The organism is Lentzea aerocolonigenes, from assembly GCF_000974445.1.
GTDB lineage: Bacteria > Actinomycetota > Actinomycetes > Mycobacteriales > Pseudonocardiaceae > Lentzea > Lentzea aerocolonigenes.
Genome location: NZ_BBOJ01000011.1, coordinates 44,351 through 68,424, shown reverse-complemented (window position 1 = coordinate 68,424; position 24,074 = coordinate 44,351). Strand labels below are relative to the sequence as shown.

The following is a 24,074-nucleotide window of genomic DNA, read 5'->3' as shown; positions in this document are numbered from 1 at the left end:
CCTGCCACGGACACCTGGCAGGTCGCTGACACTCAAGCAGCGACGGGGTGGATGACGATGTCGTCGAGCCTCGTGCGGGCGTGGACCCTGACCTGACCGTCCTCCTGGCTCGGCAGGGAGCTGCGCACCAACCCCTTCGTGCTCTTCGCGTCGACCTGGACTGCGGTGCCCTCAGTGATGCCGACCTCGATTCCGCCTGAGGCGTTCATGAGCTCCAGCTGACCGCGTGTGACCTGTCCGATCCGGATCGGACAGTTGGCGGCCTTCGCGGTGACGCTGCTGTCCGCTCGGCCGATGTCGAAGCTGCCGCTCGAACCGCCCAGGTCGACGTCGGAGCGGGCGTGGCCGATCCACACCTTGCCGGACGTTCCCTGGTAGCGGACGATGCCGTCAGCCTCGCCGATCCGCACCCCGGCCGAGCTGCCTTCCAGCACGGTGGTCCCGGCGACGTGGCCGACCACGAGTCCACCGGTCCCGAGGTTGCCCTCCAGTGCGGCGACGCGGTCGAGTTGGACCTGCCCCGAGCCGATGTTGACCTCGCAGTCACCGAGAACGCCTTCGGCCTGCACTTCCGTCCAGGCGGTGTGGAGGATCAGGCTCGATCCGGCGGGCAGCTCGATCGTGATGGTGACGGAGCCGTTCTGGTCGCCCGACTTGGTCGTCTTGACGACCAGGACACCGTCTGCGAAGTCGACCTTGGTCTTCTCCGCGACCTTCACGTCCTTCGAGTTCGCGCTGTTGACTGGCTCGACCAGCACCACGGTGTCGGTCCGCTCGGTCGCGGTGATCCGGACACGGGCGCCTGCTGTGGTCAGCGTGGCGGTGATCGGGTTCGGTGTGGTGAACGTGGACATGTCGTGTCTCCCTCGGTGGCCTTCGTGGTTGTTGCGACCACATTCGCCAACAGGTCAGACATGCGACCGTCACGGCCCTGACACCAGCTACAACCGATGTCAGGGCCTGTGTCAGCGCAAACCGATGGTGATGCTCCAGCCGACCTCGGACTGGCCGCGCAGGAACACGAACCGCACGGACAGCTCCCTCGCCTCCGCGCCGATGGCCGGCTGACCGGAGATGGTGCCCGAGGTGTGCCGACCGTCCTCACTCACCCCGCGAGCACCGCCGAAGTCGGCGTACTCGTGGCCCTGGTCGTCGACGGCCTCGATCCACATGAACACCGGTTCTCCACCCAGGGGAGGCGTGATCGTGTAGTCCAGCGCGAACGAGTCCTCACCGCGGGTCAGGCTCAGCACACGCAGCTCGTGCTGTCCGTCGAGCACGGACACGGACTTGTCCACGGGGATCACGGTGAACTCCTCAGGCGCTGCCGGGCGTCGGCGCCTGGCAGGTGATGTAGCGCGGAAAGAGTGTGCGGAGGTGATCACCTCCCACTCGATCGTGTCTCGCGCGACGAGATCCTCGCAAGGCCGCGCGCATAAGGATGTCGTCAGGATTTCTTTGCGTTTGATCTTTCACTGCGCTGTGCCGGGGCGATCGTGCCACCAGCGCTCGACGGCCTGGACGAGCTCCTCGCCGATGCGGTCGAGGAACTCCGCCGCCTCGGCGACACGAGCGCCCGCCGGAGTGGCGGAGCCGAGAATGGCGACGGTGCGACGGGCGCTCTCGGCCAACGCGGTGTTGCGCTGAGCGGTCGCGAGCAGCGACCGGTACCAGAGGTCACCGCCCAGGACGTACTGCTCGCGCCGGCTCGACGCGTCGCGCTCTCGCCGGACGAGTCCTTGCGACTCCAGGAAAGCCACGGCCTTGGAGATCGAAGCTGGGCTGACCCGCAGCTGCCGCACCAGTTCGGCGACGGTGAGGACGCCGGAGTCGGTGACGTACAGGCTGGCGAACACGTTCGCCGCCATCTGCGGCAGGCCTGTCTGCGCCAGCATGGAGGTGAGTTCCTCGAACGCGTCGGCCACCGCATCGGGATCGCGTCCGTACGGGTCTGCGGGCACCGGCGCTGAACGTGTCGAGGCGTTCTTCGGCCGGCGCGCGCGTCGGACGGAGGCCCGCTGTGCCTCCCCCGGCCGGTAGTCGGCGGGTCCGCCGTTTCTGGCGATCTCCCGGGAGATCGTCGAGGTGGACCGCCCCAGACTCCGGGCGATCTCCCCGTACCCGCGCCCCGCGGCCAGTCCAGCGGCGATGCGCTGCCGGTCCTGCTGACTCAGCCTGCCTTCGGACATGTCCCGACTGTACGCGGTCATCGCAACACCACCTCGTTGCGTTCATCGGCAGCACCAGCGCACGGATCAAAGAAGTCTGACCAGCTCAAAGGGCCATGTGCGGTCAATGAGCTCGTTGACCGTCCTGTGAACGCTTCATAGCTTTCACAGGACGTGAAGATCGAGCCGAACAGGACCCCGACATGACAACCGAACCTGCCCCAGCCGGCCGTTCACTGGCCCCGGACCTCGCGCGCGGCCTGATGCTGTTGCTCATCGCGCTGGCGCACGCGCCAGGGTTCCTGAGCTCCTGGCGGTCCGGGACGCCGTGGCTCGACGACGCCACGCTGTTCGTCAAGTCGTTGATCGCCGACAACCAAGCCCGTGCGATGTTCGTGTTCCTGTTCGGCTACGGGATGGGCCAACTCGCCCACCGCCACCACGCCCGCGGCGGCGACTGGCCGGGACTGCGCACCCTGCTGCGCCGCCGCAGCATCTGGCTCGTCCTGATCGGATTCGCCCACACCATCCTGCTCGTGCCCATCGACATCGTCGCCATCTACGGACTCGCACTACTGCTGTTCACCCCGCTGGTACGCGCCACGGACAAGACGCTCGGCTGGACCGCCGCCTTGACCCTGGTCCCGGCGACACTGCTGCTGGCCTGGCAGAGCGTGAACGCTCAGCTCGGCGTCGCGGCCGGCACACCGGTCACCTTCGCCCAGTTCATGGAGCCCAACTACGGCGCGCACGTGCTCGCCAACGTGACCAAGCCGGCACAGTCGCTGCTCGGCGTCGTCATGGTGCTGCCGGGAATGCTGCTGGGAATCTGGGCAGCCCGCCGCCGGTTTTTGGACCAGCCCGCTGAGCACCGCACCACGCTGCGCCGTGCCGCTCTCGGCCTGCTCACCCTGGCGTTGATCGGCCGGCTGCCGGCCGCCCTGCTGGCCGCCGGGGTGTGGTACACCGACTCCACGGGTCTGCAGTGGACGGTCGCCGTCGCGCACGACCTCACCGGGTTCGCGGGCGGCATCGGTCTGGCCGCCGCGGTCGGCTTGGCGTCGGCTCGGATCGGGACCAGGCCCGGACGGCTCGCCACCGCACTGGCCGCGCTGGGCCAGCGGTCACTGACCTTCTACCTGTTCCAGTCCGCCGTGTGGCTGGCACTGTTCTACCCGTTCACCTTCAACCTGCGCGACGAGGTGAGCCTGGCCGGCAGCTACGGCATCGCCGCCGTCGTCTTCGCCGTGTCGGTACTGCTCGCCGAATGGATGCGCCGCACCGGACAGCGCGGACCGATGGAGGTGCTGGTGCGCCGGATGTCCTACCCACGCGCTACACCGATTCCTTCTCGGCCGGGATCCGCTTCGTAGCACCGATTCCCCGCCGAACCTCGCCTGGACTGTGCACCACGCGATCGGGGTCGCGGCGAGTCGTGGACGCGAGCTGCCACGGCACGCTTGTCACCATCACCCCAGGCTCGAACAGCAGACGGCCCTTGAGCCGCAACGCACTCTGGTTGTGCAGCAGGTTCTCCCACCACCTGCCGACGACGTACTCGGGGATGTAGATGCACACGACGTCGCGAGGACTGCTGCGCTGGAGGTTCTTCACATAGTCGAGCACTGGTCGAGTGACTTCCCGATACGGCGACTCGATCACCTTCAGCGGGATCTTCATGCCGCGCGCATCCCATTCCCGTTGCAGGGCACGGGTCTCCGCGTCGTCGACGTTGACGGTGATCGCCGCCACCGTGTCCGGTCGCGTCGCGCGGGCGAACGAGATTGCCCGCAGTGTCGGCTTGTGCAAAGTCGACACCAGCACGAGAGCGTGCACCCGGCTGGGCAGCGTCTCGGTGTCGGTGCCGGCTCGCAGCTCCTCGCGCACCTGGTCGTAGTGGCGGTGAATCGCCCGCATCATCAGGTAGAGCAGCGGGATCGCGATGACGACCAGGTACGCGCCGTGCGTGAACTTGGTGACCAACACGACCACCAGCACCACTCCGGTGAAACAGGCACCGAGCGCGTTGATCCACCGCGCACGATGGATCCGGCGCCGCTCGGCACCGGTCGTGGCGTGCACCAACTCCCGGTTCCAGTGCCGGACCATGCCCGCCTGGCACAGGGTGAACGACGTGAACACGCCGACGATGTAGAGCTGGATGAGCCGGGTGGCGGAGCCGTCGAACGCGTAGATCAAGGCACCCGCGATGGCCGCGAGCACCACGATGCCGTTGGAGAACGCCAGCCGATCGCCGCGCGTGTGCAGCTGCCGCGGCAGGTAGCGATCCTGCGCCAGGATCGAGCCCAGCAGCGGGAAGCCGTTGTAGGCCGTGTTCGCGGCGAGGATCAGGATCAGCGCGGTGGCGGCCTGGATGTAGTAGAAGAAGAACGTCTGGTCGCCGCCGAACACCGCCGCGGCGAGCTGGGCGATCACCGTGCGCTGCGGATCGGTCTCGCAGTTGCCCACGAACCCGATCAGGTCGCAGGTGTGTTCGGTGAACCGCACGTCGGCGATGAGCGCCAGCGCGGTGACACCGACGAACATGACGACTGAAATGCCGCCCATCAGCAACATCGTCACGGCGGCGTTGTGCGACTTGGGCTTGCGGAACGCGGGCACACCGTTGGAGATCGCTTCCGCTCCGGTCAGCGCGGTGCATCCGGACGAGAACGCGCGCAGCACCAGGAACGCGACCGCGAGAGTGCTCAGCCCTACCTGTTCGGGACGGATGTCGTAGCCCGCGCTCTCCGCGACCGGCGCATCACCGAAGACGGTGCGGACCAGCCCAACAGTGATCATCAGCAGCACACCGGCGATGAACGCGTAGGTGGGCACGGCGAACGTCCGGCCGGACTCGCGCACACCGCGCAGGTTCATGGCGGTCAGGAATGCGACAAAACCGAGGTTGATCGCCACGCGGTACGGGTTGAGCTCTGGGAGCGCGGAGATGATGTTGTCCACGCCCGCGGCGACGGACACCGCCACGGTCATGATGTAGTCGACCATCAGCGCGGCCGCCACCACCAGCCCCGCCGAGCGGCCGAGGTTGCGTGAGGCCACCTCGTAGGAGCCGCCACCGCTGGGATAGGCACGCACGACCTGCCGGTACGAGATGACCACCACGGTCAACAGCACCGCCACGGCCAGTCCCACCCATGGCGCGAGGTGCAGGAACGCCAGCCCGCCCAGGGTGAGGATCAGCAGGATCTCCTGCGTCGCGTAGGCGACGGAGGACAGCGGGTCGCTGGCGAAGATCGGTAGCGCGAGTCGTTTGGGCAGCAGGGTCTCGCCCAGCCGGTCGCTGCGGAACGGTCGTCCGAGCACCAACCGCTTGACCCACGAGGTGGAGGACGGCACGCCGCCAGCATGAATGGTCGACCCTGGTCACGCCTGCAAAGAACCCGTCAGGATCCAGCCACTCGGCGTTGGGATTGCGTAAAGACCGGCTGTCGCTGGACGGGGAGACGCAGAGCAGCCGAGTCGCCGTCGCGCAGGTGCAGCACGGGAGTCAATGCGGCACGCAACAGCGAGACGAGCACCAGCACGCCGAGCGCGTCGAATGACGAGAGCATCATGGCCCGCTTGGCCGACCAGTGCGAGATCTCCGTGCCGGCCGAGCACGAAACCGTCGTGCAGGAACCAGCAGACCACCGCGGTTCCGAGTGCGGCCGGCCAGGTGGAGAACAGTGCGATCACGTTGACCACGACCACCATCGCGATCACGGACAGCACCGGCTGACTGGCTGCTCCGGTGGCGACGACCAGCATGGTGGCCGCGACTCCGAGCGCCGCCCCCAAGGGGAAGCCGAACCCTCCAGGTATCCGTTGCACCTCACCAGTTCACAGCGGGGCGACACGGAAAGGGAAGGTCCTTGGCGAGCTTCCAACGGTCAGAACGAAAATCCTGACGCGATCCTTGCGCTCACAGCTCAAGCCGGTAGCCCATGCCGGCCTCGGTGATCAGGTGCCGCGGCTGCGACGGATCGGTCTCCAGCTTGCGCCTGAGCTGTGCCAGGTACACCCGCAGGTACTGGGACTCCCCGATGTGCGTCGGGCCCCAGACGTCCTGAAGCAGCTGCTTCTGCGACACCAGACGACCGGGGTTGCGGGCCAGGATCTCCAGCAGGCCCCACTCCGTCGGCGTCAGGTGCACCTCGGCGCCGTCCCGATGCACCTTCTTCACTGCGAGGTCGACGGTGAACGTCGCCGTCTTCACGATCGGATCCTCAACGGCCTGCGTGGTGGCCCTGCGCACGGCGGCGCGCAGCCGGGCGAGCAGTTCGTCCATTCCGAACGGTTTGGTCACGTAGTCGTCGGCGCCCGCGTCGAGTGCCTCGACCTTGAGCCCGGACTCGGTTCTGGCGGACAGCACGATGATCGGCATGGACGTCCAGCCGCGCAGGCCGACGATGACATCCACGCCGTCGATGTCGGGAAGTCCGAGGTCGAGCACGACGACGTCCGGTTTCTCGTCCACGGCGATGCGCAGCGCGGTTTTGCCGTCGTAGGCGGTGAGCACGTCGTAGCCGCGTGCGGAGAGGTTGATGCGCAGCGCGCGGACGATCTGCGGTTCGTCGTCCACAACCAGCACAGTGGTCATTCCAGGTGCTCCTCAACGTGCTCGTGAGCGGGCAGGGAGATGACGATGGTGAGCCCGCCACCTGGGGTGTCCTCGGCGTGGATCTCGCCGCCCATGGCTTCGGTGAAGCCCTTGGCCACGCTGAGGCCCAGCCCGACACCGGGCGTCGCGTCGCGATCCCCCAGCCGCTGGAACGGCGTGAAGACGCGGTCCGCGGACTTGCGCGGCAGTCCGGGGCCGTGGTCGACCACCCGCAGCTCCACGTGGTCGCCGTGTGCGCTGGCCCTGACCGCGATCTCCGGCTCGTCGTCGTCAACCCGCCCGTCTCCGTCCACGTCGATCAGGCGGCGCGGACTGAGCCTGCCGTGGCGCAGCGCGTTGTCGATGACGTTGGCCACCACGCGTTCCAGCAACCCTGCGTCGGCGACCACCTGAGGCAGGCTCTCGTCGACATCGACCGCCATCGTGTTGCGTTCGTCGATGCCGGTGAGCGACCTGGCCACGATCTCGTAGTAGCTCACCGGCCGCAGCTGGGGCGCCACCGATCCGGTGGCCAGCCGCGACGAGTCGAGCAGGTTGCCGACCAGGCCGTTGAGCCGGTCCGCTGACTCCTCCACGGTGGCCATCAGTTCCGATTTGTCCTCTTCGGACAGTCGGAGCTCACGATCGCGGAGACTGCCGATCGCGGCCTTGATGGACGTCAACGGCGTGCGCAGGTCGTGTCCCACCGCGGACAGCAGTGCGGTGCGCAGTTCGGTCGTCTCGACCTTGCGTTGTGCGTCCGCCGTCTCGGCCGCCATGCGCTGTTGCCGCAGTGCCATCAACGCCTGTCCGGCAGCGGCTTCCAGCACTCGCTGGTCGCTCGCCGGCAGGGTTCTTCCCCGCAGTGCCAGGTGGATGTCGGAGGTCACCGCGATGTCGGCGTCGGCCTCGTCCGGCTCGTCGCACGGCCGAGGGCCCACGCACGCGACGCGTTCCCAGCCGCCGTTGCGGCGTTCCAGCAAAGCGACCGAGTCGAGGCCGAAGTTCTCCCGGATCTTCTCCAGAAGCCGCGACAACGGGTACGGGCTGGTGAGCACCGTGCGGGAGTAGGAGGCGAGCAGCGCGGCCTCCGTGCGAGCGCGGGCACCTTGCTCGGCCAGCCGTGCGGCGCGGTCCACCACCAGCGCGACGATGGTCGCCACGATCACCATGGCCACCAGGGTGATCACGTTCTCCGGCGTGTTCACCGCCAGGCTGTAGTACGGCGGCGTGAAGAAGAAGTTGAGCAGTCCTGCGCCCAGAAACGCACTGACGAGCGCTGGTCCCAGGCCGCCGACCAGTGCCACGACGCAGGTGGCGAGCAGGAAGCCGATGAGGTCGGTGGAGTAGTCGATGTCGTCGCGCCAGAACAGGCCGAGCACAGTGGTCAGGGCCGGTAGCAGTACGGACGCGAGCCAGCCCGCGAGCTGCCGTCCGTGGCTGAGCGCGTTGCGGCCGATCTTCCAGCGCAGGCCTCGCTGTGCCGCGTCGTGCGTGACCATGTGCACGTCGATCGGGCCAGAGTCGTGGATCACGGCCGCGCCGATGCCCTCGTCGAGCGCCCGTGCGAGCCGTGACCTGCGCGAGGTGCCGAGCACGAGCTGGGTGGCGTTGACGCCACGGGCGAACTCCAGCAACGCGGTCGGCACGTCGTCGCCCACGACCTGATGGAACGTGGCGCCGAGATCTTCGGCGATCTTGCGGCACTTCGCCACGACCTCGGGTGAGGCACCGGCCAGCCCGTCGCCACGCATCACGTGGACGACAAGGAGCTCCGCACCCGCTCGCAGGGCGATGCGCCGGGCGCGACGGATGAGAATCTCGCTCTCCGGTCCGCCGGTGATCGCGGCGACGACGCGCTCACGGGTCTCCCAGGTATCGGTGATCTGCCGGTCCTGGCGGTAGCGCTGCAACGCGACGTCGACCTGGTCGGCCACCCACAGCAGCGCCAGCTCGCGCAGCGCGGTCAGGTTGCCGACGCGGAAGTAGTTGCCCAGCGCGGCATCGATCTTGTGGGCGGCGTAGACGTTCCCGTGCGCCAAACGCCTTCTGAGGGCTTCCGGGGTGATGTCGACGAGCTCGACCTGTTCGGCGCGGCGCACGACCTCGTCCGGCACGGTTTCCCGTTGCGTGACACCGGTGATCCGTTCGACGACGTCGTTGAGCGACTCCAGGTGCTGGACGTTCACCGTGGACAGGACGTCGATGCCGGCGTCGAGGAGCTCCTCGACGTCCTGCCAGCGCTTCTCGTTGCGCGAGCCGGGCACGTTGGTGTGCGCGAGCTCGTCGACCACCGCGACCTCGGGCGCGCGGGCCAGCAGCGCGTCGACGTCCATCTCGGTGAAGTCGACGCCGCGGTGGTGGATCTCCTTGCGGGGCAGGACCTCCAGGCCGTCGAGCAGGCTCTGGGTCTTCTGCCGCCCGTGCGTCTCGACGAGGCCGACGACCACGTCGGTGCCGCGCTCCCGGCGCCGGTGAGCCTCGCCGAGCATGGCGAAGGTCTTGCCGACACCGGGAGCGGCACCGAGGTAGATCCTCAGCTCGCCGCGGCGCTTCTCAGTGGGCTGCGTCGATGGCACGGTTCAGCGCCGTCACGTTCACGGTCGTGGTGAAGGTGCCACCGGTGTTCGCCTTGACCAGCTCCCGGACCTTCTCCACGGACAGACCGCTGGCCCGCGCCACCCGTGACACCTGGATCTCCGCGTACTCCGGGCTGATGTCCGGGTCGACGCCTGAAGCCGACGCGGTGACGGCGTCCTGTGGCACCTGGTCTTCCGACACGCCCTCGCGCTGGGCGATGGTCGTGCGCAGTTCGTTGATCTTCTTGGTGTAGTCCTCGTTCAGCTCGCCCTTGTTCGAGCCGCCAGAGGCGGGCAGCGTCGCGGCAGACGGACGCGGAACGAAGTACTTGTCGCCTTCACGGACGACCGCGACCAGCGTGGTGTCAGTCGCCTCGGCATTGCCGTGCAGGCCGGGGATGCGGGAAACGCCCCACACCGCCATCGGGTAGAGCACCCCGCAGACGACCGTGAGAGCGAGCAGGATCCGCAGACCCGCCCACGACTGCTTCAGAAAGTTGTCCATGTCAGCCGATCCCCGGGATGAGTCGCACGAGAAGGTCGATCAGCCAGATCCCGGCGAACGGCGTCACGATGCCGCCGAGGCCGTAGATCAGCAGGTTGCGCCGCAGCAACGCCGACGCGCTGGACGGCCGGTACCGGACGCCCTTCAGGGCCAGCGGGATCAGTGCCACGATGATCAGCGCGTTGAAGATCACCGCCGACAGGATCGCGGACTGCGGCGTGGCCAGGCGCATGATGTTGAGCTGCCCCAGGGCCGGGTAGATCGCCGCGAACATGGCCGGCAGGATCGCGAAGTACTTCGCCAGGTCGTTCGCAACGCTGAAGGTCGTCAGCGCACCTCGCGTGATCAGCAACTGCTTGCCGATCTCCACGATCTCGATCAGCTTGGTCGGGTCCGAGTCGAGGTCGACCATGTTGCCGGCCTCCTTCGCGGCCGACGTGCCGGTGTTCATCGCGACACCGACATCGGACTGCGCGAGCGCCGGGGCGTCGTTCGTGCCGTCACCGGTCATCGCGACCAGTCGCCCGCCCTCCTGCTCCTTGCGGATCAGCGCCATCTTGTCCTCGGGCTTCGCCTCAGCCAGGAAGTCGTCGACACCCGCCTCAGCGGCGATGGCCTTGGCGGTCAACGGGTTGTCGCCGGTGACCATGACCGTGCGGATGCCCATCGCCCGCAGCTCGGCGAACCGCTCCTTCATGCCGGGCTTCACGACATCGGAGAGCCTGATGACACCGAGCACCTCGTCGTTCTCGGCGACGACCAGCGGTGTCCCGCCGTCCTCGCTGATCCTGTCGACGATCGCGCGCACCTCGTCGGAGGTGGTGAACCCGCTCGCGGCGCCCTTGCGGATGCTGCGGCCGTTCAGGTCGATGCCGCTCATCCGAGTCTGCGCGGTGAACGGTACGAACTCGCCGGTCTTCTCGGCGTCCGTCGGCTCGGCGGACAGACCGTACTCCTCCACGCACAGATCCACGATGCTGCGGCCTTCCGGCGTGCCGTCGGCGAGGCTCGACAGTCGGCAGGCTTCGGCGAGTTTGCGGTCGTCCGTGCCGTTGGCGGCGATGAACTCCGTGGCGCGGCGGTTGCCCCACGTGATGGTGCCGGTCTTGTCCAGCAGCAACGTGTCGATGTCACCGGCCGCCTCGACCGCCTTGCCCGACGTGGCCAGCACGTTGCGCTGCACCAACCGGTCCATGCCCGCAATGCCGATCGCGCTCAGCAGGGCACCGATAGTCGTGGGGATCAGGCAGACCAGCAACGCGGTCAGCACGATCACCGACTGCCGGCCGCCGGAGTAGATCGCGAACGGCTGCAGCGCCACAACCGCCAGTAGGAAGATGATCGTCAGCGTGGACAGCAGGATCGTCAGCGCGATCTCGTTCGGCGTCTTCTGCCGTTCCGCGCCTTCCACCAGTGCGATCATCCGGTCGACGAACGTCTCGCCAGGCTTGGTCGTGATCTTCACGACGATCCGGTCCGACAACACCGTGGTGCCGCCCGTGACGGCGCTTCGGTCACCGCCGGATTCGCGGATGACCGGCGCGGACTCACCGGTGATCGCCGACTCGTCCACGGTCGCGATGCCCTCGACGACGTCACCGTCGCCGGGGATGACCTCGCCCGCTTCGACGACGACCAGGTCACCGATGCGCAGGTCGGTGCCCGGCACGCGTTCCTCGGAGCCGTCCTCGGTGAGCCTGCGCGCGACCGCGTCCTTCTTCGTCTTGCGCAGCGAGTCGGCCTGCGCCTTGCCCCGGCCTTCCGCGACGGCTTCGGCGAGGTTCGCGAACAGCACGGTGAACCACAGCCACACCGCCACCGCGATGGTGAAGACGCTCGGGTCGCTGAAAGCGAACACCGTGACCAGCAGCGAGCCGACCCAGACCACGAACATGACCGGGTTGCGCAGCTGGTAGCGCGGGTCGAACTTGCGCAGCGCGTCCGGGAAGGACGTGAGCAGCTGCCTGGGGTTGAAGATGCCGGAGCCGACCTGGTGTCCCAGGTTCTGCGCGTGCCGGTCGCGGATCTCTTCGGGAGTCCGCTGAAGTGTGCTGGTCACAGCAGTGCCTCCGCGATGGGACCGAGTGCGAGAGCGGGAACGAACGTCAGCGCGGCGACCAGCACGATGCCGCCGCTCAGAAGGGTCGCGAAGAGCGGGCCGGTGGTGGGCAGCGTGCCCGCCGTCACCGGCACTTTCTTCTGCGCTGCAAGGGATCCGGCCAGTGCCAGCACCGCGATGATCGGAATCAGGCGGCCGAACAACATGCACAGGGCGAGCGATGACTGGAACCAGTCGCTGGTCACCGTGATGCCCGCGAACGCCGAGCCGTTGTTGTTCGACGCCGACGCGTAGGCGTACAGGATCTCCGACAGGCCATGAGATCCCGGGTTGTTCAACGCCCCTTGCGTGCTCGGCAGGATCGCCGCGATGCCCGCACCGATCAGCAGCACCGTCGGCATCGCCAGAATCGACACCGCTGCGGCCGTGACCTCCTTGCGCCCCAGCTTCTTGCCCAGGTACTCCGGCGTGCGGCCGACCATCAGACCGGCCAGGAACATCGCGATGATCGCCATCACCAGAATGCTGTACAGCCCCGTGCCCACACCGCCCGGCGTCATCTCACCGAACAACATGTTCAGCAACGTGCCACCGCCGCCGAGTCCGGTGAAGCTGTCGTGCAACGAGTTGACCGCGCCGGTCGACGTGCTCGTCGTCGAGTTCGCGAAGAGCGCGCTCGACGGGATGCCGAAGCGGAGTTCCTTGCCCTCCAACGGCCTGAGGCCGTTCTCCTCCGCGATCCAGATGACCGCGAGCATGGCCGACCAGATCAGGCCCATCACGCCCAGCAGGACGTACCCCTGCTTCTTCTCGCCGACCAGCTGCCCGAACGTACGGGTCAGCGCCACCGGGATCACCAGCAGCAGGAAGATCTCCAGCAGGTTCGACCACTCGTTCGGGTTCTCGAACGGGTGCGCGGAGTTCGCGTTGAGCACGCCGCCGCCGTTGGTGCCGAGCTCCTTGATGGCCTCTTGGCTGGCAACAGGCGCGTTCGCGACGACCTGGCCGTCAACGCTCACACCGGACTTGAGACTCATCGTGACGCCGAGCGCGATCAACACGATCGCGAACACGAACGCCAGCGGCAGCAGAATCCGGATCGTGCCGCGCACCAGGTCGACCCAGAAGTTGCCGAGCCGGTCGGTCTGGTGCCGGACGAACCCGCGCACCAGCGCGACCGCGACAGCCAGGCCGACCGCGGCAGACACGAAGTTCTGGACAGTCAGACCGATCATCTGGACCGTGTGGCCCATGACCGTTTCCGGCACGTACGACTGCCAGTTCGTGTTCGTCACGAAGCTGATGGCGGTGTTGAACGCCATGCCGGGCTCGACGTTGCCGCGGCCGAAGTTGAACGGCAGCACAGCTTGGATCCGTTGCAGCACATACAGCAACACGACACTGACGAACGAGAAGCCCAGCACGCCGTACGCGTACGTGCTCCACTTCTGCTCTGTGTCCGGGTCGATCCGCCCGACGCGGTAGATCGCCAGTTCCAGCTTGCTGTGCTTCTCGGCGCGGAACACCCGAGCCATGTAGTCGCCGAGCGGCCGGTAAGCCGCCGCCAAGGCCGCGACGAGGATGCCGACCTGGAGCAGGCCGGCCGCAGTGGGAGACATCAGAACTTCTCCGGCCTGATGAGAGCGATGAACAGATAGACGATCAACAACAACGCGAGAACGCCACCGACGACGTTCGCGAGCAGACCGGTGCCGCTCACAACTTCTCCAGTCCACGCACGGTGAGACCCAGCACCAGGAAACCCCCGACCAACAGCAACGCGTAGGCCAGATCGGCCATGACGCGCTCCCTTCCCAACAACGATGTGGCCTTGACTGGCGCAAGCGTGCACGGCGAAAACCCGCACGTCAGGGGAGTCTGACGACAAATTGACACCCTCAACGGCCTTCCTTACGAGTTCTTGATGCCGTGCGACCTGGGTCTCACTCCAAGGTGGCATTCGTGGGTAACTGAATGTGATCTGACAGACCATCAAAGTGTCATTCGGGCCGGTTGTTCCACCTGATTCGGGCGCACGCAACGAGCTCGTGGCGGCATGTGGTCGAGGCTGCTCTGCCCAGCCGTTACGACGAATGGTTCACCGACAACGCCCGCTCGGCCGCTCGCCGAGCCACGGCGGCGGGTCGTGACCCGATGACGGCCGGAACAGCCTTCCGCCCGAATCCGGCACGGCCTACTCTTTACGGACTGGTGTGCCGGGAAGTCTGGTCGGCGTGACGTATCCCCGTTGGGAAGGGACCGGTCATGGCCACCAGAAGAGCACTCGTCATCGGCACGGGCATCGCCGGTCTGGCCACCGCGTATCGCTTGCTCCGCAGCGATTGGGACGTCGTTCTGTTGGGTGGCTCGGCCCAGTGCTCCTTCACCTGCAGCGCTGCCGGTCTCGACGCTGCACGCCGGCTCGGGCTGTGCCTCGACCCCGATCTCGCGGACGTGCTGCGCCACGGCCTTGGTGACTCGGTCTTCTACCGCAGCGACGAGGTACGGGATCTGTGCGCCGACGACTGTGGTGTCACGGTGACCTTCTCCGATGGAGACGACGACTGGTTCGACTTCGTCATCGAACCCTCCCCCGACTTCGACGCCTCGCTCGCGCTCGTCGCCGCGGAGATGCTCGGCGACGCACTGGACATCTTCTCCGACACGGACGAGGCGTTGCGCTGGTGGGAAGAGAACCTGCTGCCGTTCAAAGGAGAGCTGGTGGAGAGCCGTGCTGGTCACGCACGGCACACGTGGTGACGTTCAGCCTCATGCGAGACACCTGGGAGGGCCGCTGCGGGTCAGTCGCCGACGTGAACGCCGGGACGCCGAGCCGCGTCCGGCTCGCTGGCGCGGATGATCTCCCGCACGACCGGCGCGGTGTCACCGCGGCCGAGCAGCAGGTAGCGGAACAGGTGGCCCAACGGGTTGCCTTCACTCCAGGCGAAGTGACAGTGCGGCCGAACACCGGTGGCGTCGCGCAGGGCGAGCAGGATGGCGGCGATGGCGTTGGGTGCGGCGGGACTGTCGGCCCTCAGGATCCGGTGCCCGTCGACCTCGACCCCGCGCACCTGCAGCACTTCGCTGAAGTCGGAGGGGTCGACCACGTCGATCTCCAGAAAGATCACGTCGGCGGTTCCCGGCACTGGATTCGTTCCGCGTTGTTCAGCTTCTTTCTCCGCGTATTCGGCTGCGTCACCCGCCTGGCGCCGGTTGGCGATCAGGGTCACGGCACCGTCGTGGGCGAGCGTGTCGGTGACGAAGCGGCGGGCGGCCTCGTCGAACTCGATGTGCTCCACCCGCAGCTCGGTGATGCGGGTGACGCGGGAGACCAGCGAGATCGCGATGATGCCCAGGATGAAGAAGATCGAGCGATACTCGCACGTGACCGAAGCCATGATCAGTCGAATGCTCGAACAACTACAGCGCCGCTGGGAAATGGACGGCGGGTGGTCCTGGACCATGAACGGACCGGACGAAACCTGGTGACCACCTGGGCATCGCGAACGTGTTCATCACCCGTGCTCCCACACTGCTCCCAATTTGCGCGAACGCTTGAGCACCTGGAGCCACTGAAGGACAGCTGACCAGCCAGAACACGCTGGTGCGTCAGTAGACTCCGATCGTTGAACACTTGGTGGATTCCTCTGTAGACGGTTGGCAGGGTGGTGGCATGAGTCCGCGAACTGGTCTCGCCCGCGTGCTGGACGACCTCGGCACCACGCTCATCGACCTGGTGCGTGGTGATCCGAGCCGGTCCGCGGACATCGGCGGGGTCGTCATTCACGACCCTGACGACGACCAGGTGCTGCCGCCGTCCGCGTTGGTCCTCGGCGTCGGTGTGCGGAACCCGGCGGAGATCCTCGACCTGCTGGGTGCCTCCGGGGCCGCCGCCCTCGTCGTGCGCGGCCCGGTCGTGGTCACCCCCGAGATCGCCGAGGCCGTGGACCGGTCCGGGGTGGCGTTGCTGGGCCTGGCGCCGGGCGCGTCGTGGACTCAGCTGGCCGCGATGCTCCGGTCGCTGCTGGCCGAGGGTGAGGTCGATCCGTCCGAAACGCTCGGCGGGGTGCCGGCCGGGGACCTGTTCGCGCTGGCCAACGCGGTGGCGTCGTTGATCGGCGCGCCGGTGACGATCGAGGACCGCAGCTCGCGCGTCCTCGCGTTCTCGGGGCGCCAGCACGAGGCCGACTCGTCGCGCGTGGAGACGATCCTCGGCAGGCAGGTGCCCGCGCGGTACTCGCAGATGCTGGAGGAGCGCGGGGTGTTCCAGCAGCTCTACCGCAGCCACGAGCCCGTCTACATCGAGGAGCTGCCCGCGGACGGCGGGGGCTGGTGCCTGCCGCGGGTCGCCGTGGCGGTCAGGGCGGGTGACGAGTTCCTCGGCTCGATCTGGGCGGCGGTGCGCGGGCCGTTGCCCGAGGACCGGTCGCAGGCGTTCAGCGACGCGGCCAAGCTGGTGGCGTTGCACATGATGCGCCAACGGGCGGGCGCGGACGTCGAACGCAGGCTGCGCGCCGACCTCGTGTCGACCGCGGTCGAGGGCGGGCCGGGCGCGGCGGAGGCGGTGCGGCGACTCGGTCTGGCCGACCAGGCGTGCGTGGTGCTGGCGTTGGCGCCGGCCCACTCGCACGGCGAGGATCCCGCCGAACACGCCCGGCTGCTGGCCGAACGCCAGCAGATCGCCGACGCGTTCGCCATGCACCTGACGGCCGTCCACCCGCGCGCGGCGGCCGCGTTGATCAGCGACGTGGCCTACGCGATCCTGCCGGTGGAGTCCGAGGACCGGGCGCTGCGGATCGCGACGGACTTCCGCAACCGCATCGGCAACCAGGTCCTCGTCGGAGTCGGCCAGGTCGCCGACGGTCTCACGCTGTCGCGCTCCCGTGCCGGAGCCGACCTGGTGCTGCGGGTGTTGCGCGCCGGCCGCGCCCCCTGCCCGGTCGCGCGAGTGTCCGATGTGCACAGTGAAGGGTTGCTGCTGGAGCTGTCGGACCTGATCGCCGAACGCGGCGACACGCTCACCGGGCCCGTCGCCCGGCTGATCGCCTACGACCGCAAGCACAGCGCGTGCCTGGTCGAGACGCTCAGCGCGTGGCTCGACGCCTTCGGTGACGTGGCAGCGGCGTCGGCGGCCGTTTTCGTGCACCCCAACACCTTCCGCTACCGGCTGCGGCGGCTGGCGGAGGTCGGGGAGATCGATCTCAGCGATCCGAACGCGCGGTTCGCGGCGATGCTGCAGCTGCGGTTGTGGCGGCCAGGTGCCGCTGAGCCAGCGCCACGAACGCCTGAGTCGACGGATGCGCCGCCCCTGACGGCCAGGCCAGGTGCACGGTGACCGGCTCGGCGTCGGTCAGCGGCAGGTAGGTGACGCCGGGGTGCGGGTTGTGGTGGCTCGACCCGGCGGCCGTGACACCGACCGTCGTCCCGGTCGCGATCGACGTGAGCCACTCGACCACGCCCGGCACGTCCACCGTGCGCGGCCGTGATCCGGACGGCCACAGGTCGGCGCTGGTCGTCGCCGCCGTCTCGCACACCGCGACGCATTCGCCCACCAGGTCGCCCAGCGTGAGAGCGTCGCGGGCCGCCAGCGGGTGGTCGTCCGCGACCGCCGCCACCCGTGGTTCCTCGATCAACGCCACGTGCTCGACGCCGGTCAGCGCCGGGCTGGTGCGCAGGACCGCCACGTCCGCGTCGCCGCGCCGCAGGGCCGCCTCGGGGTCGTCGGACCGGCGGATGCGCACCAGGACGTCCGGGTGCTCGGCGCGCCACTGACGCAGGAAGGGGATGGTGAACCGGCCGAGCGCGGCCCAGGCGAACGTCAGCCGCAGCGGCTGCGGCGCGACGGCCTCGGCCAGGGCCGAGTCGAGGGAGGTGAGGATGCGGTGGCTGTGCTCCCAGAGCCGTTGCCCGGTGTCGGTCAGCGCGACGTGCCGGGTCGTGCGGTCGACGAGCCGAACGCCCAGCCGCCGTTCGAACTGCTCCAACGTCCGCGACAGCGCGGGCTGCGTGACGTGCAGCGCCTGCGCGGCCGCGGTGATCGACCGGTGGTCGCCGATCGCGGCGAGTGCCCGCAGGTGACGCAGCTCGACATTCATGACTGCCGATCATAAGTGCTGCACGAACGGCATTTCACACCTGCCGATCGGATGCCTACCGTCGAGGGCATGAGGATTCTGCTCGTTGGAGCGACCGGCAAGCTGGGCACGGCCGTGCACCAGGAACTCGTCGAACGCAAGCACGACGTCGTGACCGTCTCCCGCACCGGAGGCGACCTGCAGTACGACGTGACCGATCCGGCGCAGGTGGCCGAGCTGTACCAGACCGTGGGCCAGGTGGACGCCGTCGCGTCGGCCGCGGGAAGCGTGCCGTGGCGGCCGCTGGCGGAGCTGACCGTCGAGGACTACCAGGCCGCGGTCACCGGCAAGGTCCTGTCGCAGGTCGCACTGGTCAAGGAAGGCCTCTCGTTCGTCACGGGGTCGTTCACGCTGATCACCGGCGTGCTCGCGCGGGAACCGGTCGTCACCGGCGCCGCCGCCGCGCTGGCCAACGGCGCCGTGGAGGCGTTCGTGCGCGCGGCCGCCATCGAGATCGCGCCGCTGCGGATCAACGCCGTCAGCCCGACGGTGTTCACCGAGGCGCTCGACGACTACGGCGACTTCTTCCCCGGCATGAAGCCCGTGCCGCTGGCCGACGTGGCGCAGGCGTACGTCCGGTCGATCGAGGGACGGCAGACCGGGCAGGTCTACGAACTCTGAACCCGCACGCGGCCGAGCAGGCGATCGATCAACTCGGGCAGCTGCTGCTCCCCCGCGCTCTCCAGCCAGAGCGCGATCCCGGTTCTGATGGCAGCGAGGAAAGTGGCTGCCATCAGCCGCGCCGGTTCGTGGTCCGTCCCGCGGGTCACCAGCACGGCGGCCAGGTCTCGTTCGAGCGCGACCTGGTCCCCTGCCTGGCGGGCCAGCAGAGACGGGTGCCGGCGCAGCAGCCGCAGCTGGGCCATCCACTCGACGTCCGGGACGGGCCGGGTGCGGTACAGCTCGGCCGTGGCGGCGCGCAGGGCCTGCCACCGTTCCTCGGCAGCAGGCCTCGACGCGACCAGGGCGACCAGCGCCCGGAACCGCTCTCGGTCGGCGTCGAGGACGGCGTCTTCCTTGCTGGCGAAGTAGTTGGAGAACGTGCGCCGCGAGACGCCGGCCTCGTCCGCGATGTCCTCGACCGTCACCCCGTCGAGGCCGCGTTCCATCGCGAGCCGCAGCGCCGCCCCGGCCAGCGAACGCCTGGTCACCGCCTTCTTGTGCTCCCGGAGCGTGGTCTCCACGCCCTCAGCCTAGCCCGTTGCTCATTGAGCAAATTTGCACGACGTGCAAGAATTAGGTCCGTGAAGAACGAGATGGGGCACCGGCAGGTGCTGGAGTCGCTGTCCGGACTGCTGCTCGCGCTGTTCGTGGCCATGGTCAGCTCGACGGTGGTGTCGACCGCGCTGCCGCGGATCATCGGCTCGCTGAACGGCACCCAGACGCAGTACACGTGGGTGGTCACCGCCACCCTGCTCACGGCGACGGCCACCACCCCGATCTGGGGCAAGCTCGCCGACCTGTTCAACAAGAAGACACTGGTGCAGGCGGCGATCGTGATCTTCGTGATCGGCTCGCTGCTCAGCGGTTTCGCCCAGGACACGGGCCAGCTGATCGCCGCCCGCGCGTTCCAGGGCCTCGGCGTCGGCGGCCTCCAGGCGCTCGTGCAGGTCGTGATCGCCGCGATCATCCCGCCGCGCGAACGCGGCCGCTACAACGGCTACCTCGGTGCGGTCATGGCCGTGGCCACGGTTGGCGGCCCGCTGCTCGGCGGTCTGATCGTCGACGTGTCGTGGCTCGGCTGGCGCTGGTGCTTCTGGGTCGCCGTGCCGATCGCGGCCATCGCGTTCGTCGTGCTGCAGGCGACCCTGAAGCTGGAGACCGTGCGCCGGGAGAACGTGCGCATCGACTACGTCGGGGCAGAACTGATCGCGGCCGGCGTCAGCGTGTTGCTCATCTGGGTCTCGTTCGTGGGCAACTCGTTCGACTGGCTGTCGTGGCAGACCGCGGCCATGGTCGGCGGCGGTCTGGCGCTGCTGGGCGCCGCCGTCGCCGTCGAGCTCAAGGTCGACGAACCCGTTGTGCCGCTGCACATCGTGGTCCAGCGCACGCCCGCGCTGGCGATCATCGCGTCGCTCGCGGTCGGCATGGCCATGTTCGGTGGCGCGGTGTTCCTCGGCCAGTACTTCCAGATCGGCCGCGGCTACACCCCTACGGAGGCGGGCCTGCTCACCATCCCGTTGATGGCGGGCGTGCTGGTGTCGTCCACGATCTCCGGCCGCCTGATCAGCCGGACGGGCCGCATCAAGCCGTACATCGTCACGGGCACGATCACCCTGGTGATCGGCTTCCTCGGCCTGGGCTTCGTCGATCACGCCACGGCCCTGTGGCTCGTCGGCGTCGCGATGGCCGTGGTCGGCATCGGCGTGGGCATGACCATGCAGAACCTCGTGCTGGCCGTGCAGAACAGCGTTGCACTGAGCGAGCTCGGCGCCGCCAGCGCGTCGGTCACGTTCTTCCGGTCGCTGGGCGGCACGATCGGCGTGTCCGTGCTCGGCGCGGTGCTCGCCAACCGCGTCACGACCGACCTGTCCGCCGCGCTGCACGTGCCGGCGGGCCAGTCGACCGGCGACACCAGCGCGCTGAACCTCGCGGCGCTGCCTCCCCAAGTGCAGACGATCGTGCACACCGTGTACGGCGACGCCACCGCGCACGTCTTCCTGATCTCGGCGGCCGTGGGCGTGGTCGGCGTCGTCGCGGCACTGCTCCTCAAGCCGATCACGTTGCGCACAACGATCGATCTCGAGAAGAAGGAAGCAGACTCAGCCGTCGCGCGATGACCGAGGGGGCCGGCATGAACGCATTTGAGTCCACAGTGGACTCCTTCGGCCCCGGTGCCCCGCCGTCGGCGCGGACCGTCCTGGTCGGCACCGACGGCTCCGACACCGCGATGCGCGCGGTGTCGGCGGCGTTCGGCCTCGCGCGACGCCAGGGAGCACGCCTGGTCGTCACGTTCGTGGCGCACCACTCGGCACTGACCGCATTGAGCCCGGCGGTGGCGTCGGTGTTCGAGCACGAGGCGGCGGCCAGGCTGCACGCCGAGCTGTCCGCCCAGGTCAGGTCGTTCGCGGAGGAGCTGGACGTGCCGGTGACGTTCGTGAAGACGTTCGGCGACCCGTACACGGTGCTGCGGGACTCGGCCGACCGGTGCCGGGCCGACGTGGTCGTGGTGGGGGCGTCGCAGCAGGCGGGGCACCGGTTCGCGGGGTCGGTGGCGACGCGGCTGATCCGGTCGGGGCACTGGCCGGTGCTCGTGGTGCCCTGATCCGCGAACCCGCCACGCGCGGACTCGATTCGCGGAACAATGATCGTCATGCCGTCGGATCGCTCAGTAGATGTGAAGTTCGTAGATCGTTCCGTAGTACTTGTTGCGCACTTCGTTCTTGGCGAATGAGTGGCGGTACTCGTAGCCATCACCCGGGTTGTAGATGAACCAGCCGGCGTTGTTGCCGCTGCTGAACCCGTTGACGTACTTCTGATAGATGTTGATTTCGCCGGCGTTGGCAAAGCACCGCCTGACCCCGAGTGTTGCCCCCGGCTCCCGGATGCCCACCACGAAATATCCACCCTCGAAGATGCAGGTGGCGAAGTTCACCTCATTGGTCGCATGGGCCGGAGTGGCGCCGACGATTCCGATGGCCAGCGCAGCTGAGGCGGCGGCAACAAGGCGACGTTTCACGGCATCCATTTCATGCTTCTCTTCTTTTGTCGAACCGGTATCGCCATCCGGACGATCCGGAGTCTCGCCAAGGTTCGCTGACGACTTGCCAAAAACCGACGGAGACCACGTGTATCACCGACAAAATCGTAGCAACTGATGTGGTTGGGAAACCATGTGTGGTTCTACAGCGTCAGTCGACGTCAAGTTGGAGATTCGTACAACTTCGGCTCATCGAACTTGATGCCGAGCTGCTCGTAGTCACCGGGCGCCGCTGCCCTGACCGCGGGCATGAGGCCGTGTCGCGCGGGTATCCGGGCGGCATGACCGATCCGCGCAACCCGGAAGCACCGCACTCCCCCGGCACGCCCAGCCTGGACGACCTCGAGACCGAGGAACCGCAGGTGCCGGAGGAACCACCAGAGGACGCGAGCGAGCCGCCGGACTGAGCAGACCACTCCGGTGATCACCGCCGGCGCGGCTGCCGAAGCCCGCGCCGGCGGTCTCGCCGCGTCTGCCGCTCAGGCTGTCGGCGCACCTCGACTACCGTCCCGACGCCGCCACACCCCTCAGCGAGCTGGGCGCGTCCGGGCCGGCGTCGGAGTCCACGCTGATCCCGAGCCGTTCGACGAGCTCACCACCCAGCCAGCCGCCCAGCCCGGCCGCGAGCACGCCCAGCCACGCCGCGACCAGCGCGGGCCACGAGGGAATCCAGTCAGGCACGGCCAGCCGCAGCGTCCAGCTCACCGCGAACAGCACGAGCACGACGGCGTTCACCAGCCCGTGCAGCAACCCGATCCGGCGCGCCCGCGAGCCCTGCGGCGTCACGAGGAACCAGTCCAGCCAGCCGGTGGCGGCGGTGACCACGCCCATCAGCACGCCCGCGAAGACGAGGTGCGCGGCGGTGAAGGCGAAGCTCGTGCGCGAGGTGATCAGGTACAGGACGTCGAAGCCCACCGCGGTGGTCAGCAGGCCCAGGGGGAACACGATCAGGATCGGGTGGACGGCGTGCCCCGCGGCACGAACACGGCTGCGCATGAGGTGCTCCTCTCCCAGCAGCGGTGGATGCCAGAGGCGTACCCGGCGCCGCAGCGGATACCCCTCTGTCATGAACACCGACGAACTGCGTCGCTTCGTGCTCGACCAGCTCGACGCGGACGAGCAACGCCTGGCCGAGGAGAAGCTGCCGCTGCTCGACGAGGCCGAGGGGCGCGGCAGGCTGCGCATCATCCGTTCCGACGACGGGAGCGGGCTGCTGCTGTTGCCGGGCCCGATCCAGGCGGCGGAGGAACGGGTGCCCGTGCCGTTCCCGGAGAAGTTCGCGTTGCTGCGGAACGAGGTCGAGCAGACCCGCGACGAGGCGTTGCTGCGGCTGCTGGCCGGCGCCTACGACACCCACCACGACTGGCAGGAGGAGTGGCGATGACGAGGCCAGAGCCCGACGCCGCGACCGCCGAGAGCGAACTGCAGGACGCCGACATCGGCGACGAGCACACGCGGCCCACGTTCGCCGACGAGAACCCCGGCGGTCCCCACCGCGGGCCCGACGAGTCCGAGCCCGACGACGAGGGCGGCTTCACTCCTCGACCCGTTGGGTGACGAACCGGCCGAGCACCGCCTTGAGCGACGGCACCATCAGCGCGACCGGCTCATGCGCGGGCGGCGACGACGGCCCTGCGTCCTGGCAGAAGATCACGCGCCGCCGTCAGCAGCGTGCGCGCTTCCATCAGCTCGCCGTACTCGAGGTGCTCGTCCGCGGCCGCCACGAGGGCCAGCGCCTGCCGAGGCGCGTCCGGGGCCTCCGCCACCGCCTTCGTCAGGCACTTGCGCGCCTGCTCGGCCTGGAGGGCGAGATCCGCGCCCCCGGTCACGCGGATGAGGACGAGAGCGTCGCAGATGGCCTGGTCGAGAGAGTTGTGCCGCACGGGGATCGCCGCCTTCGGGACAGTCGGGGATGTACAGCGCCGACTGCTTGACGCCGGTTCCGGCTACCCATGCCCACGGCGGTCCAAACGAGCCGTTCTCCCCGTCAGCCTCCGAGGTTGTCCACGGCCGAGCTGAGCGTCGCGGCGGCCTCGTCCAGGTCCTTGTCGGTCACGGGCCACCCGCCCACGCGCTCCAGCAGTTCTTCCCTCGTCACCACCGGCAGCGCGCCGCGCAGGGCCTTCGTGGCGAGCTCGGCGCTGCCCGCCACCACGTAGCTGCCCGCGACGAGCACCAGCTTCGCCTCGGGCCTCGTCGACTGCAGCAGCAGCTTCAGATCGTCAACGGGAACAGGCATGATCGTGCTCGGGTTCGGTCACAGCGCTCTCCTCGTCCTGACTGGAGTTCTGGCTGAGGAATACCCGGCCGTGCGCACCACCGAACC

Annotated in this window: 25 protein-coding genes and 2 pseudogenes; 9 read left to right on the top strand and 18 right to left on the bottom strand. The window is 68.4% G+C overall.

Going from position 1 to position 24,074, the window contains the following annotated elements:
- Nucleotides 1–32 precede the first annotated feature (32 nt).
- From AOM45_RS21665 to AOM45_RS21655, 3 genes are all read right to left on the bottom strand, one after another.
- The gene (locus tag AOM45_RS21665; protein WP_030465220.1) at nucleotides 33–854 is read right to left on the bottom strand and encodes a DUF4097 family beta strand repeat-containing protein; all 822 of its coding nucleotides are present in this window, start codon (nucleotides 852–854) and stop codon (nucleotides 33–35) included.
- 111 nt (nucleotides 855–965) lie between these two features.
- On the bottom strand, nucleotides 966–1,307 hold the full coding sequence (locus AOM45_RS21660) for a hypothetical protein (RefSeq protein ID WP_051782759.1): 342 nt from the start codon (nucleotides 1,305–1,307) through the stop codon (nucleotides 966–968).
- Nucleotides 1,308–1,472: 165 nt separating this feature from the next.
- The gene (locus AOM45_RS21655; protein ID WP_201780038.1) at nucleotides 1,473–2,210 is read right to left on the bottom strand and encodes a GbsR/MarR family transcriptional regulator; all 738 of its coding nucleotides are present in this window, start codon (nucleotides 2,208–2,210) and stop codon (nucleotides 1,473–1,475) included.
- A 161-nt stretch (nucleotides 2,211–2,371) separates the two neighbouring features.
- Here AOM45_RS21655 and AOM45_RS21650 point away from each other — a divergent pair, with 161 nt between their 5' ends.
- Nucleotides 2,372–3,541, top strand: a complete 1,170-nt coding sequence (locus AOM45_RS21650) for a DUF418 domain-containing protein (RefSeq protein WP_030465217.1) — start codon at nucleotides 2,372–2,374, stop codon at nucleotides 3,539–3,541.
- Here the strand turns inward: AOM45_RS21650 and AOM45_RS21645 are convergent.
- From AOM45_RS21645 to kdpF, 8 genes are all read right to left on the bottom strand, one after another.
- Nucleotides 3,504–5,528, bottom strand: a complete 2,025-nt coding sequence (locus AOM45_RS21645; RefSeq protein ID WP_030465216.1) for an APC family permease — start codon at nucleotides 5,526–5,528, stop codon at nucleotides 3,504–3,506. The genes AOM45_RS21650 and AOM45_RS21645 overlap by 38 nt on opposite strands.
- A 27-nt stretch (nucleotides 5,529–5,555) precedes the next feature.
- Nucleotides 5,556–5,939, bottom strand: a complete 384-nt coding sequence (locus tag AOM45_RS51835; RefSeq protein ID WP_169792643.1) for a hypothetical protein — start codon at nucleotides 5,937–5,939, stop codon at nucleotides 5,556–5,558.
- A 154-nt stretch (nucleotides 5,940–6,093) separates the two neighbouring features.
- Nucleotides 6,094–6,771: a response regulator gene (locus AOM45_RS21640; RefSeq protein WP_030465215.1), complete on the bottom strand. Its 678-nt coding sequence runs from the start codon at nucleotides 6,769–6,771 to the stop codon at nucleotides 6,094–6,096.
- The gene (locus tag AOM45_RS21635; RefSeq protein ID WP_035908989.1) at nucleotides 6,768–9,350 is read right to left on the bottom strand and encodes a DUF4118 domain-containing protein; all 2,583 of its coding nucleotides are present in this window, start codon (nucleotides 9,348–9,350) and stop codon (nucleotides 6,768–6,770) included. Before AOM45_RS21635 ends, AOM45_RS21640 begins: the two co-directional genes overlap by 4 nt.
- A complete protein-coding gene (locus tag AOM45_RS21630; protein ID WP_030465213.1) occupies nucleotides 9,328–9,855 on the bottom strand; it encodes a potassium-transporting ATPase subunit C in 528 nt (175 codons plus the stop codon). The genes AOM45_RS21635 and AOM45_RS21630 overlap by 23 nt, the downstream gene beginning before the upstream one ends.
- A 1-nt stretch (nucleotide 9,856) precedes the next feature.
- The gene (gene kdpB, locus AOM45_RS21625; RefSeq protein WP_030465212.1) at nucleotides 9,857–11,914 is read right to left on the bottom strand and encodes a potassium-transporting ATPase subunit KdpB; all 2,058 of its coding nucleotides are present in this window, start codon (nucleotides 11,912–11,914) and stop codon (nucleotides 9,857–9,859) included.
- Entirely contained in the window at nucleotides 11,911–13,533 is a 1,623-nt protein-coding gene (gene kdpA / locus AOM45_RS21620; RefSeq protein ID WP_030465211.1) for a potassium-transporting ATPase subunit KdpA, read from the bottom strand. The genes kdpB and kdpA overlap by 4 nt, the downstream gene beginning before the upstream one ends.
- The gene (gene kdpF / locus AOM45_RS21615; protein WP_030465210.1) at nucleotides 13,533–13,634 is read right to left on the bottom strand and encodes a K(+)-transporting ATPase subunit F; all 102 of its coding nucleotides are present in this window, start codon (nucleotides 13,632–13,634) and stop codon (nucleotides 13,533–13,535) included. The genes kdpA and kdpF overlap by 1 nt, the downstream gene beginning before the upstream one ends.
- 545 nt (nucleotides 13,635–14,179) lie before the next feature.
- Here kdpF and AOM45_RS21610 point away from each other — a divergent pair.
- Nucleotides 14,180–14,674, top strand: a complete 495-nt coding sequence (locus AOM45_RS21610) for an FAD-dependent oxidoreductase (protein WP_030465209.1) — start codon at nucleotides 14,180–14,182, stop codon at nucleotides 14,672–14,674.
- A gap of 41 nt (nucleotides 14,675–14,715) precedes the next feature.
- On the opposite strand, the pseudogene AOM45_RS21605 reads toward AOM45_RS21610, so the two are convergent.
- Nucleotides 14,716–15,285 (bottom strand): annotated as a pseudogene (locus tag AOM45_RS21605) (amino acid transporter); the annotation flags it as partial.
- A gap of 302 nt (nucleotides 15,286–15,587) precedes the next feature.
- Between AOM45_RS21605 and AOM45_RS21600 the strand changes: the two are divergent.
- On the top strand, nucleotides 15,588–17,249 hold the full coding sequence (locus tag AOM45_RS21600) for a PucR family transcriptional regulator (RefSeq protein WP_081901821.1): 1,662 nt from the start codon (nucleotides 15,588–15,590) through the stop codon (nucleotides 17,247–17,249).
- Here AOM45_RS21600 and AOM45_RS49695 read toward each other — a convergent pair.
- Nucleotides 17,230–18,009 (bottom strand): annotated as a pseudogene (locus AOM45_RS49695) (LysR family transcriptional regulator); the annotation flags it as partial. The gene AOM45_RS21600 and the pseudogene AOM45_RS49695 sit on opposite strands and share 20 nt — an antisense overlap.
- Before the next feature lie 69 nt (nucleotides 18,010–18,078).
- Here AOM45_RS49695 and AOM45_RS21590 point away from each other — a divergent pair.
- Nucleotides 18,079–18,669, top strand: a complete 591-nt coding sequence (locus AOM45_RS21590) for a short chain dehydrogenase (protein WP_030465205.1) — start codon at nucleotides 18,079–18,081, stop codon at nucleotides 18,667–18,669.
- Here the strand turns inward: AOM45_RS21590 and AOM45_RS21585 are convergent.
- Complete coding sequence (locus AOM45_RS21585; RefSeq protein ID WP_030465204.1) at nucleotides 18,657–19,232, bottom strand: TetR/AcrR family transcriptional regulator; 576 nt, start codon at nucleotides 19,230–19,232, stop codon at nucleotides 18,657–18,659. The genes AOM45_RS21590 and AOM45_RS21585 overlap by 13 nt on opposite strands.
- Before the next feature lie 72 nt (nucleotides 19,233–19,304).
- Here AOM45_RS21585 and AOM45_RS21580 point away from each other — a divergent pair, with 72 nt between their 5' ends.
- On the top strand, nucleotides 19,305–20,828 hold the full coding sequence (locus AOM45_RS21580; RefSeq protein ID WP_051782800.1) for an MDR family MFS transporter: 1,524 nt from the start codon (nucleotides 19,305–19,307) through the stop codon (nucleotides 20,826–20,828).
- A 14-nt stretch (nucleotides 20,829–20,842) separates the two neighbouring features.
- Nucleotides 20,843–21,313 (top strand): universal stress protein, encoded by a 471-nt coding sequence (locus tag AOM45_RS21575; protein ID WP_030465202.1) that lies wholly within the window; start codon nucleotides 20,843–20,845, stop codon nucleotides 21,311–21,313.
- A gap of 63 nt (nucleotides 21,314–21,376) precedes the next feature.
- On the opposite strand, the gene AOM45_RS21570 is transcribed toward AOM45_RS21575, so the two are convergent.
- Nucleotides 21,377–21,736: a beta/gamma crystallin domain-containing protein gene (locus tag AOM45_RS21570; RefSeq protein WP_156093562.1), complete on the bottom strand. Its 360-nt coding sequence runs from the start codon at nucleotides 21,734–21,736 to the stop codon at nucleotides 21,377–21,379.
- A 293-nt stretch (nucleotides 21,737–22,029) separates the two neighbouring features.
- On the opposite strand from AOM45_RS21570, the gene AOM45_RS53515 reads away from it, so the two are divergent.
- Nucleotides 22,030–22,155: a hypothetical protein gene (locus AOM45_RS53515; protein ID WP_269083654.1), complete on the top strand. Its 126-nt coding sequence runs from the start codon at nucleotides 22,030–22,032 to the stop codon at nucleotides 22,153–22,155.
- 94 nt (nucleotides 22,156–22,249) lie between these two features.
- Here AOM45_RS53515 and AOM45_RS21565 read toward each other — a convergent pair whose 3' ends face one another.
- Nucleotides 22,250–22,744 (bottom strand): DUF2231 domain-containing protein, encoded by a 495-nt coding sequence (locus AOM45_RS21565; RefSeq protein WP_030465200.1) that lies wholly within the window; start codon nucleotides 22,742–22,744, stop codon nucleotides 22,250–22,252.
- A gap of 70 nt (nucleotides 22,745–22,814) precedes the next feature.
- On the opposite strand from AOM45_RS21565, the gene AOM45_RS21560 reads away from it, so the two are divergent.
- Together AOM45_RS21560 and AOM45_RS51830 are read left to right on the top strand one after the other, a co-directional pair.
- Entirely contained in the window at nucleotides 22,815–23,132 is a 318-nt protein-coding gene (locus AOM45_RS21560) for a hypothetical protein (protein WP_030465199.1), read from the top strand.
- The gene (locus AOM45_RS51830) at nucleotides 23,129–23,305 is read left to right on the top strand and encodes a hypothetical protein (RefSeq protein WP_169774239.1); all 177 of its coding nucleotides are present in this window, start codon (nucleotides 23,129–23,131) and stop codon (nucleotides 23,303–23,305) included. Before AOM45_RS21560 ends, AOM45_RS51830 begins: the two co-directional genes overlap by 4 nt.
- Before the next feature lie 50 nt (nucleotides 23,306–23,355).
- On the opposite strand, the gene AOM45_RS21550 is transcribed toward AOM45_RS51830, so the two are convergent.
- Nucleotides 23,356–23,631 (bottom strand): hypothetical protein, encoded by a 276-nt coding sequence (locus AOM45_RS21550; RefSeq protein WP_030465198.1) that lies wholly within the window; start codon nucleotides 23,629–23,631, stop codon nucleotides 23,356–23,358.
- Between the two features lie 104 nt (nucleotides 23,632–23,735).
- The gene (locus tag AOM45_RS21545; protein WP_030465197.1) at nucleotides 23,736–23,987 is read right to left on the bottom strand and encodes a hypothetical protein; all 252 of its coding nucleotides are present in this window, start codon (nucleotides 23,985–23,987) and stop codon (nucleotides 23,736–23,738) included.
- Nucleotides 23,988–24,074 lie beyond the last annotated feature (87 nt).

Coding starts and splice junctions, on each gene's coding strand:
- AOM45_RS21665 (WP_030465220.1), bottom strand. CDS start 854: ATGTCCACGTTCACCACACCGAACCCGATCACCGCCACGCTGACCACA.
- AOM45_RS21655 (WP_201780038.1), bottom strand. CDS start 2,210: ATGACCGCGTACAGTCGGGACATGTCCGAAGGCAGGCTGAGTCAGCAG.
- AOM45_RS21650 (WP_030465217.1), top strand. CDS start 2,372: ATGACAACCGAACCTGCCCCAGCCGGCCGTTCACTGGCCCCGGACCTC.
- AOM45_RS51835 (WP_169792643.1), bottom strand. CDS start 5,939: ATGCTGGTCGTCGCCACCGGAGCAGCCAGTCAGCCGGTGCTGTCCGTG.
- AOM45_RS21640 (WP_030465215.1), bottom strand. CDS start 6,771: ATGACCACTGTGCTGGTTGTGGACGACGAACCGCAGATCGTCCGCGCG.
- AOM45_RS21630 (WP_030465213.1), bottom strand. CDS start 9,855: ATGGACAACTTTCTGAAGCAGTCGTGGGCGGGTCTGCGGATCCTGCTC.
- kdpA (WP_030465211.1), bottom strand. CDS start 13,533: ATGTCTCCCACTGCGGCCGGCCTGCTCCAGGTCGGCATCCTCGTCGCG.
- AOM45_RS21610 (WP_030465209.1), top strand. CDS start 14,180: ATGGCCACCAGAAGAGCACTCGTCATCGGCACGGGCATCGCCGGTCTG.
- AOM45_RS21600 (WP_081901821.1), top strand. CDS start 15,588: ATGAGTCCGCGAACTGGTCTCGCCCGCGTGCTGGACGACCTCGGCACC.
- AOM45_RS21590 (WP_030465205.1), top strand. CDS start 18,079: ATGAGGATTCTGCTCGTTGGAGCGACCGGCAAGCTGGGCACGGCCGTG.
- AOM45_RS21580 (WP_051782800.1), top strand. CDS start 19,305: ATGGGGCACCGGCAGGTGCTGGAGTCGCTGTCCGGACTGCTGCTCGCG.
- AOM45_RS21575 (WP_030465202.1), top strand. CDS start 20,843: ATGAACGCATTTGAGTCCACAGTGGACTCCTTCGGCCCCGGTGCCCCG.
- AOM45_RS21570 (WP_156093562.1), bottom strand. CDS start 21,736: ATGGATGCCGTGAAACGTCGCCTTGTTGCCGCCGCCTCAGCTGCGCTG.
- AOM45_RS53515 (WP_269083654.1), top strand. CDS start 22,030: ATGACCGATCCGCGCAACCCGGAAGCACCGCACTCCCCCGGCACGCCC.
- AOM45_RS21565 (WP_030465200.1), bottom strand. CDS start 22,744: ATGCGCAGCCGTGTTCGTGCCGCGGGGCACGCCGTCCACCCGATCCTG.
- AOM45_RS21560 (WP_030465199.1), top strand. CDS start 22,815: ATGAACACCGACGAACTGCGTCGCTTCGTGCTCGACCAGCTCGACGCG.
- AOM45_RS51830 (WP_169774239.1), top strand. CDS start 23,129: ATGACGAGGCCAGAGCCCGACGCCGCGACCGCCGAGAGCGAACTGCAG.
- AOM45_RS21545 (WP_030465197.1), bottom strand. CDS start 23,987: ATGCCTGTTCCCGTTGACGATCTGAAGCTGCTGCTGCAGTCGACGAGG.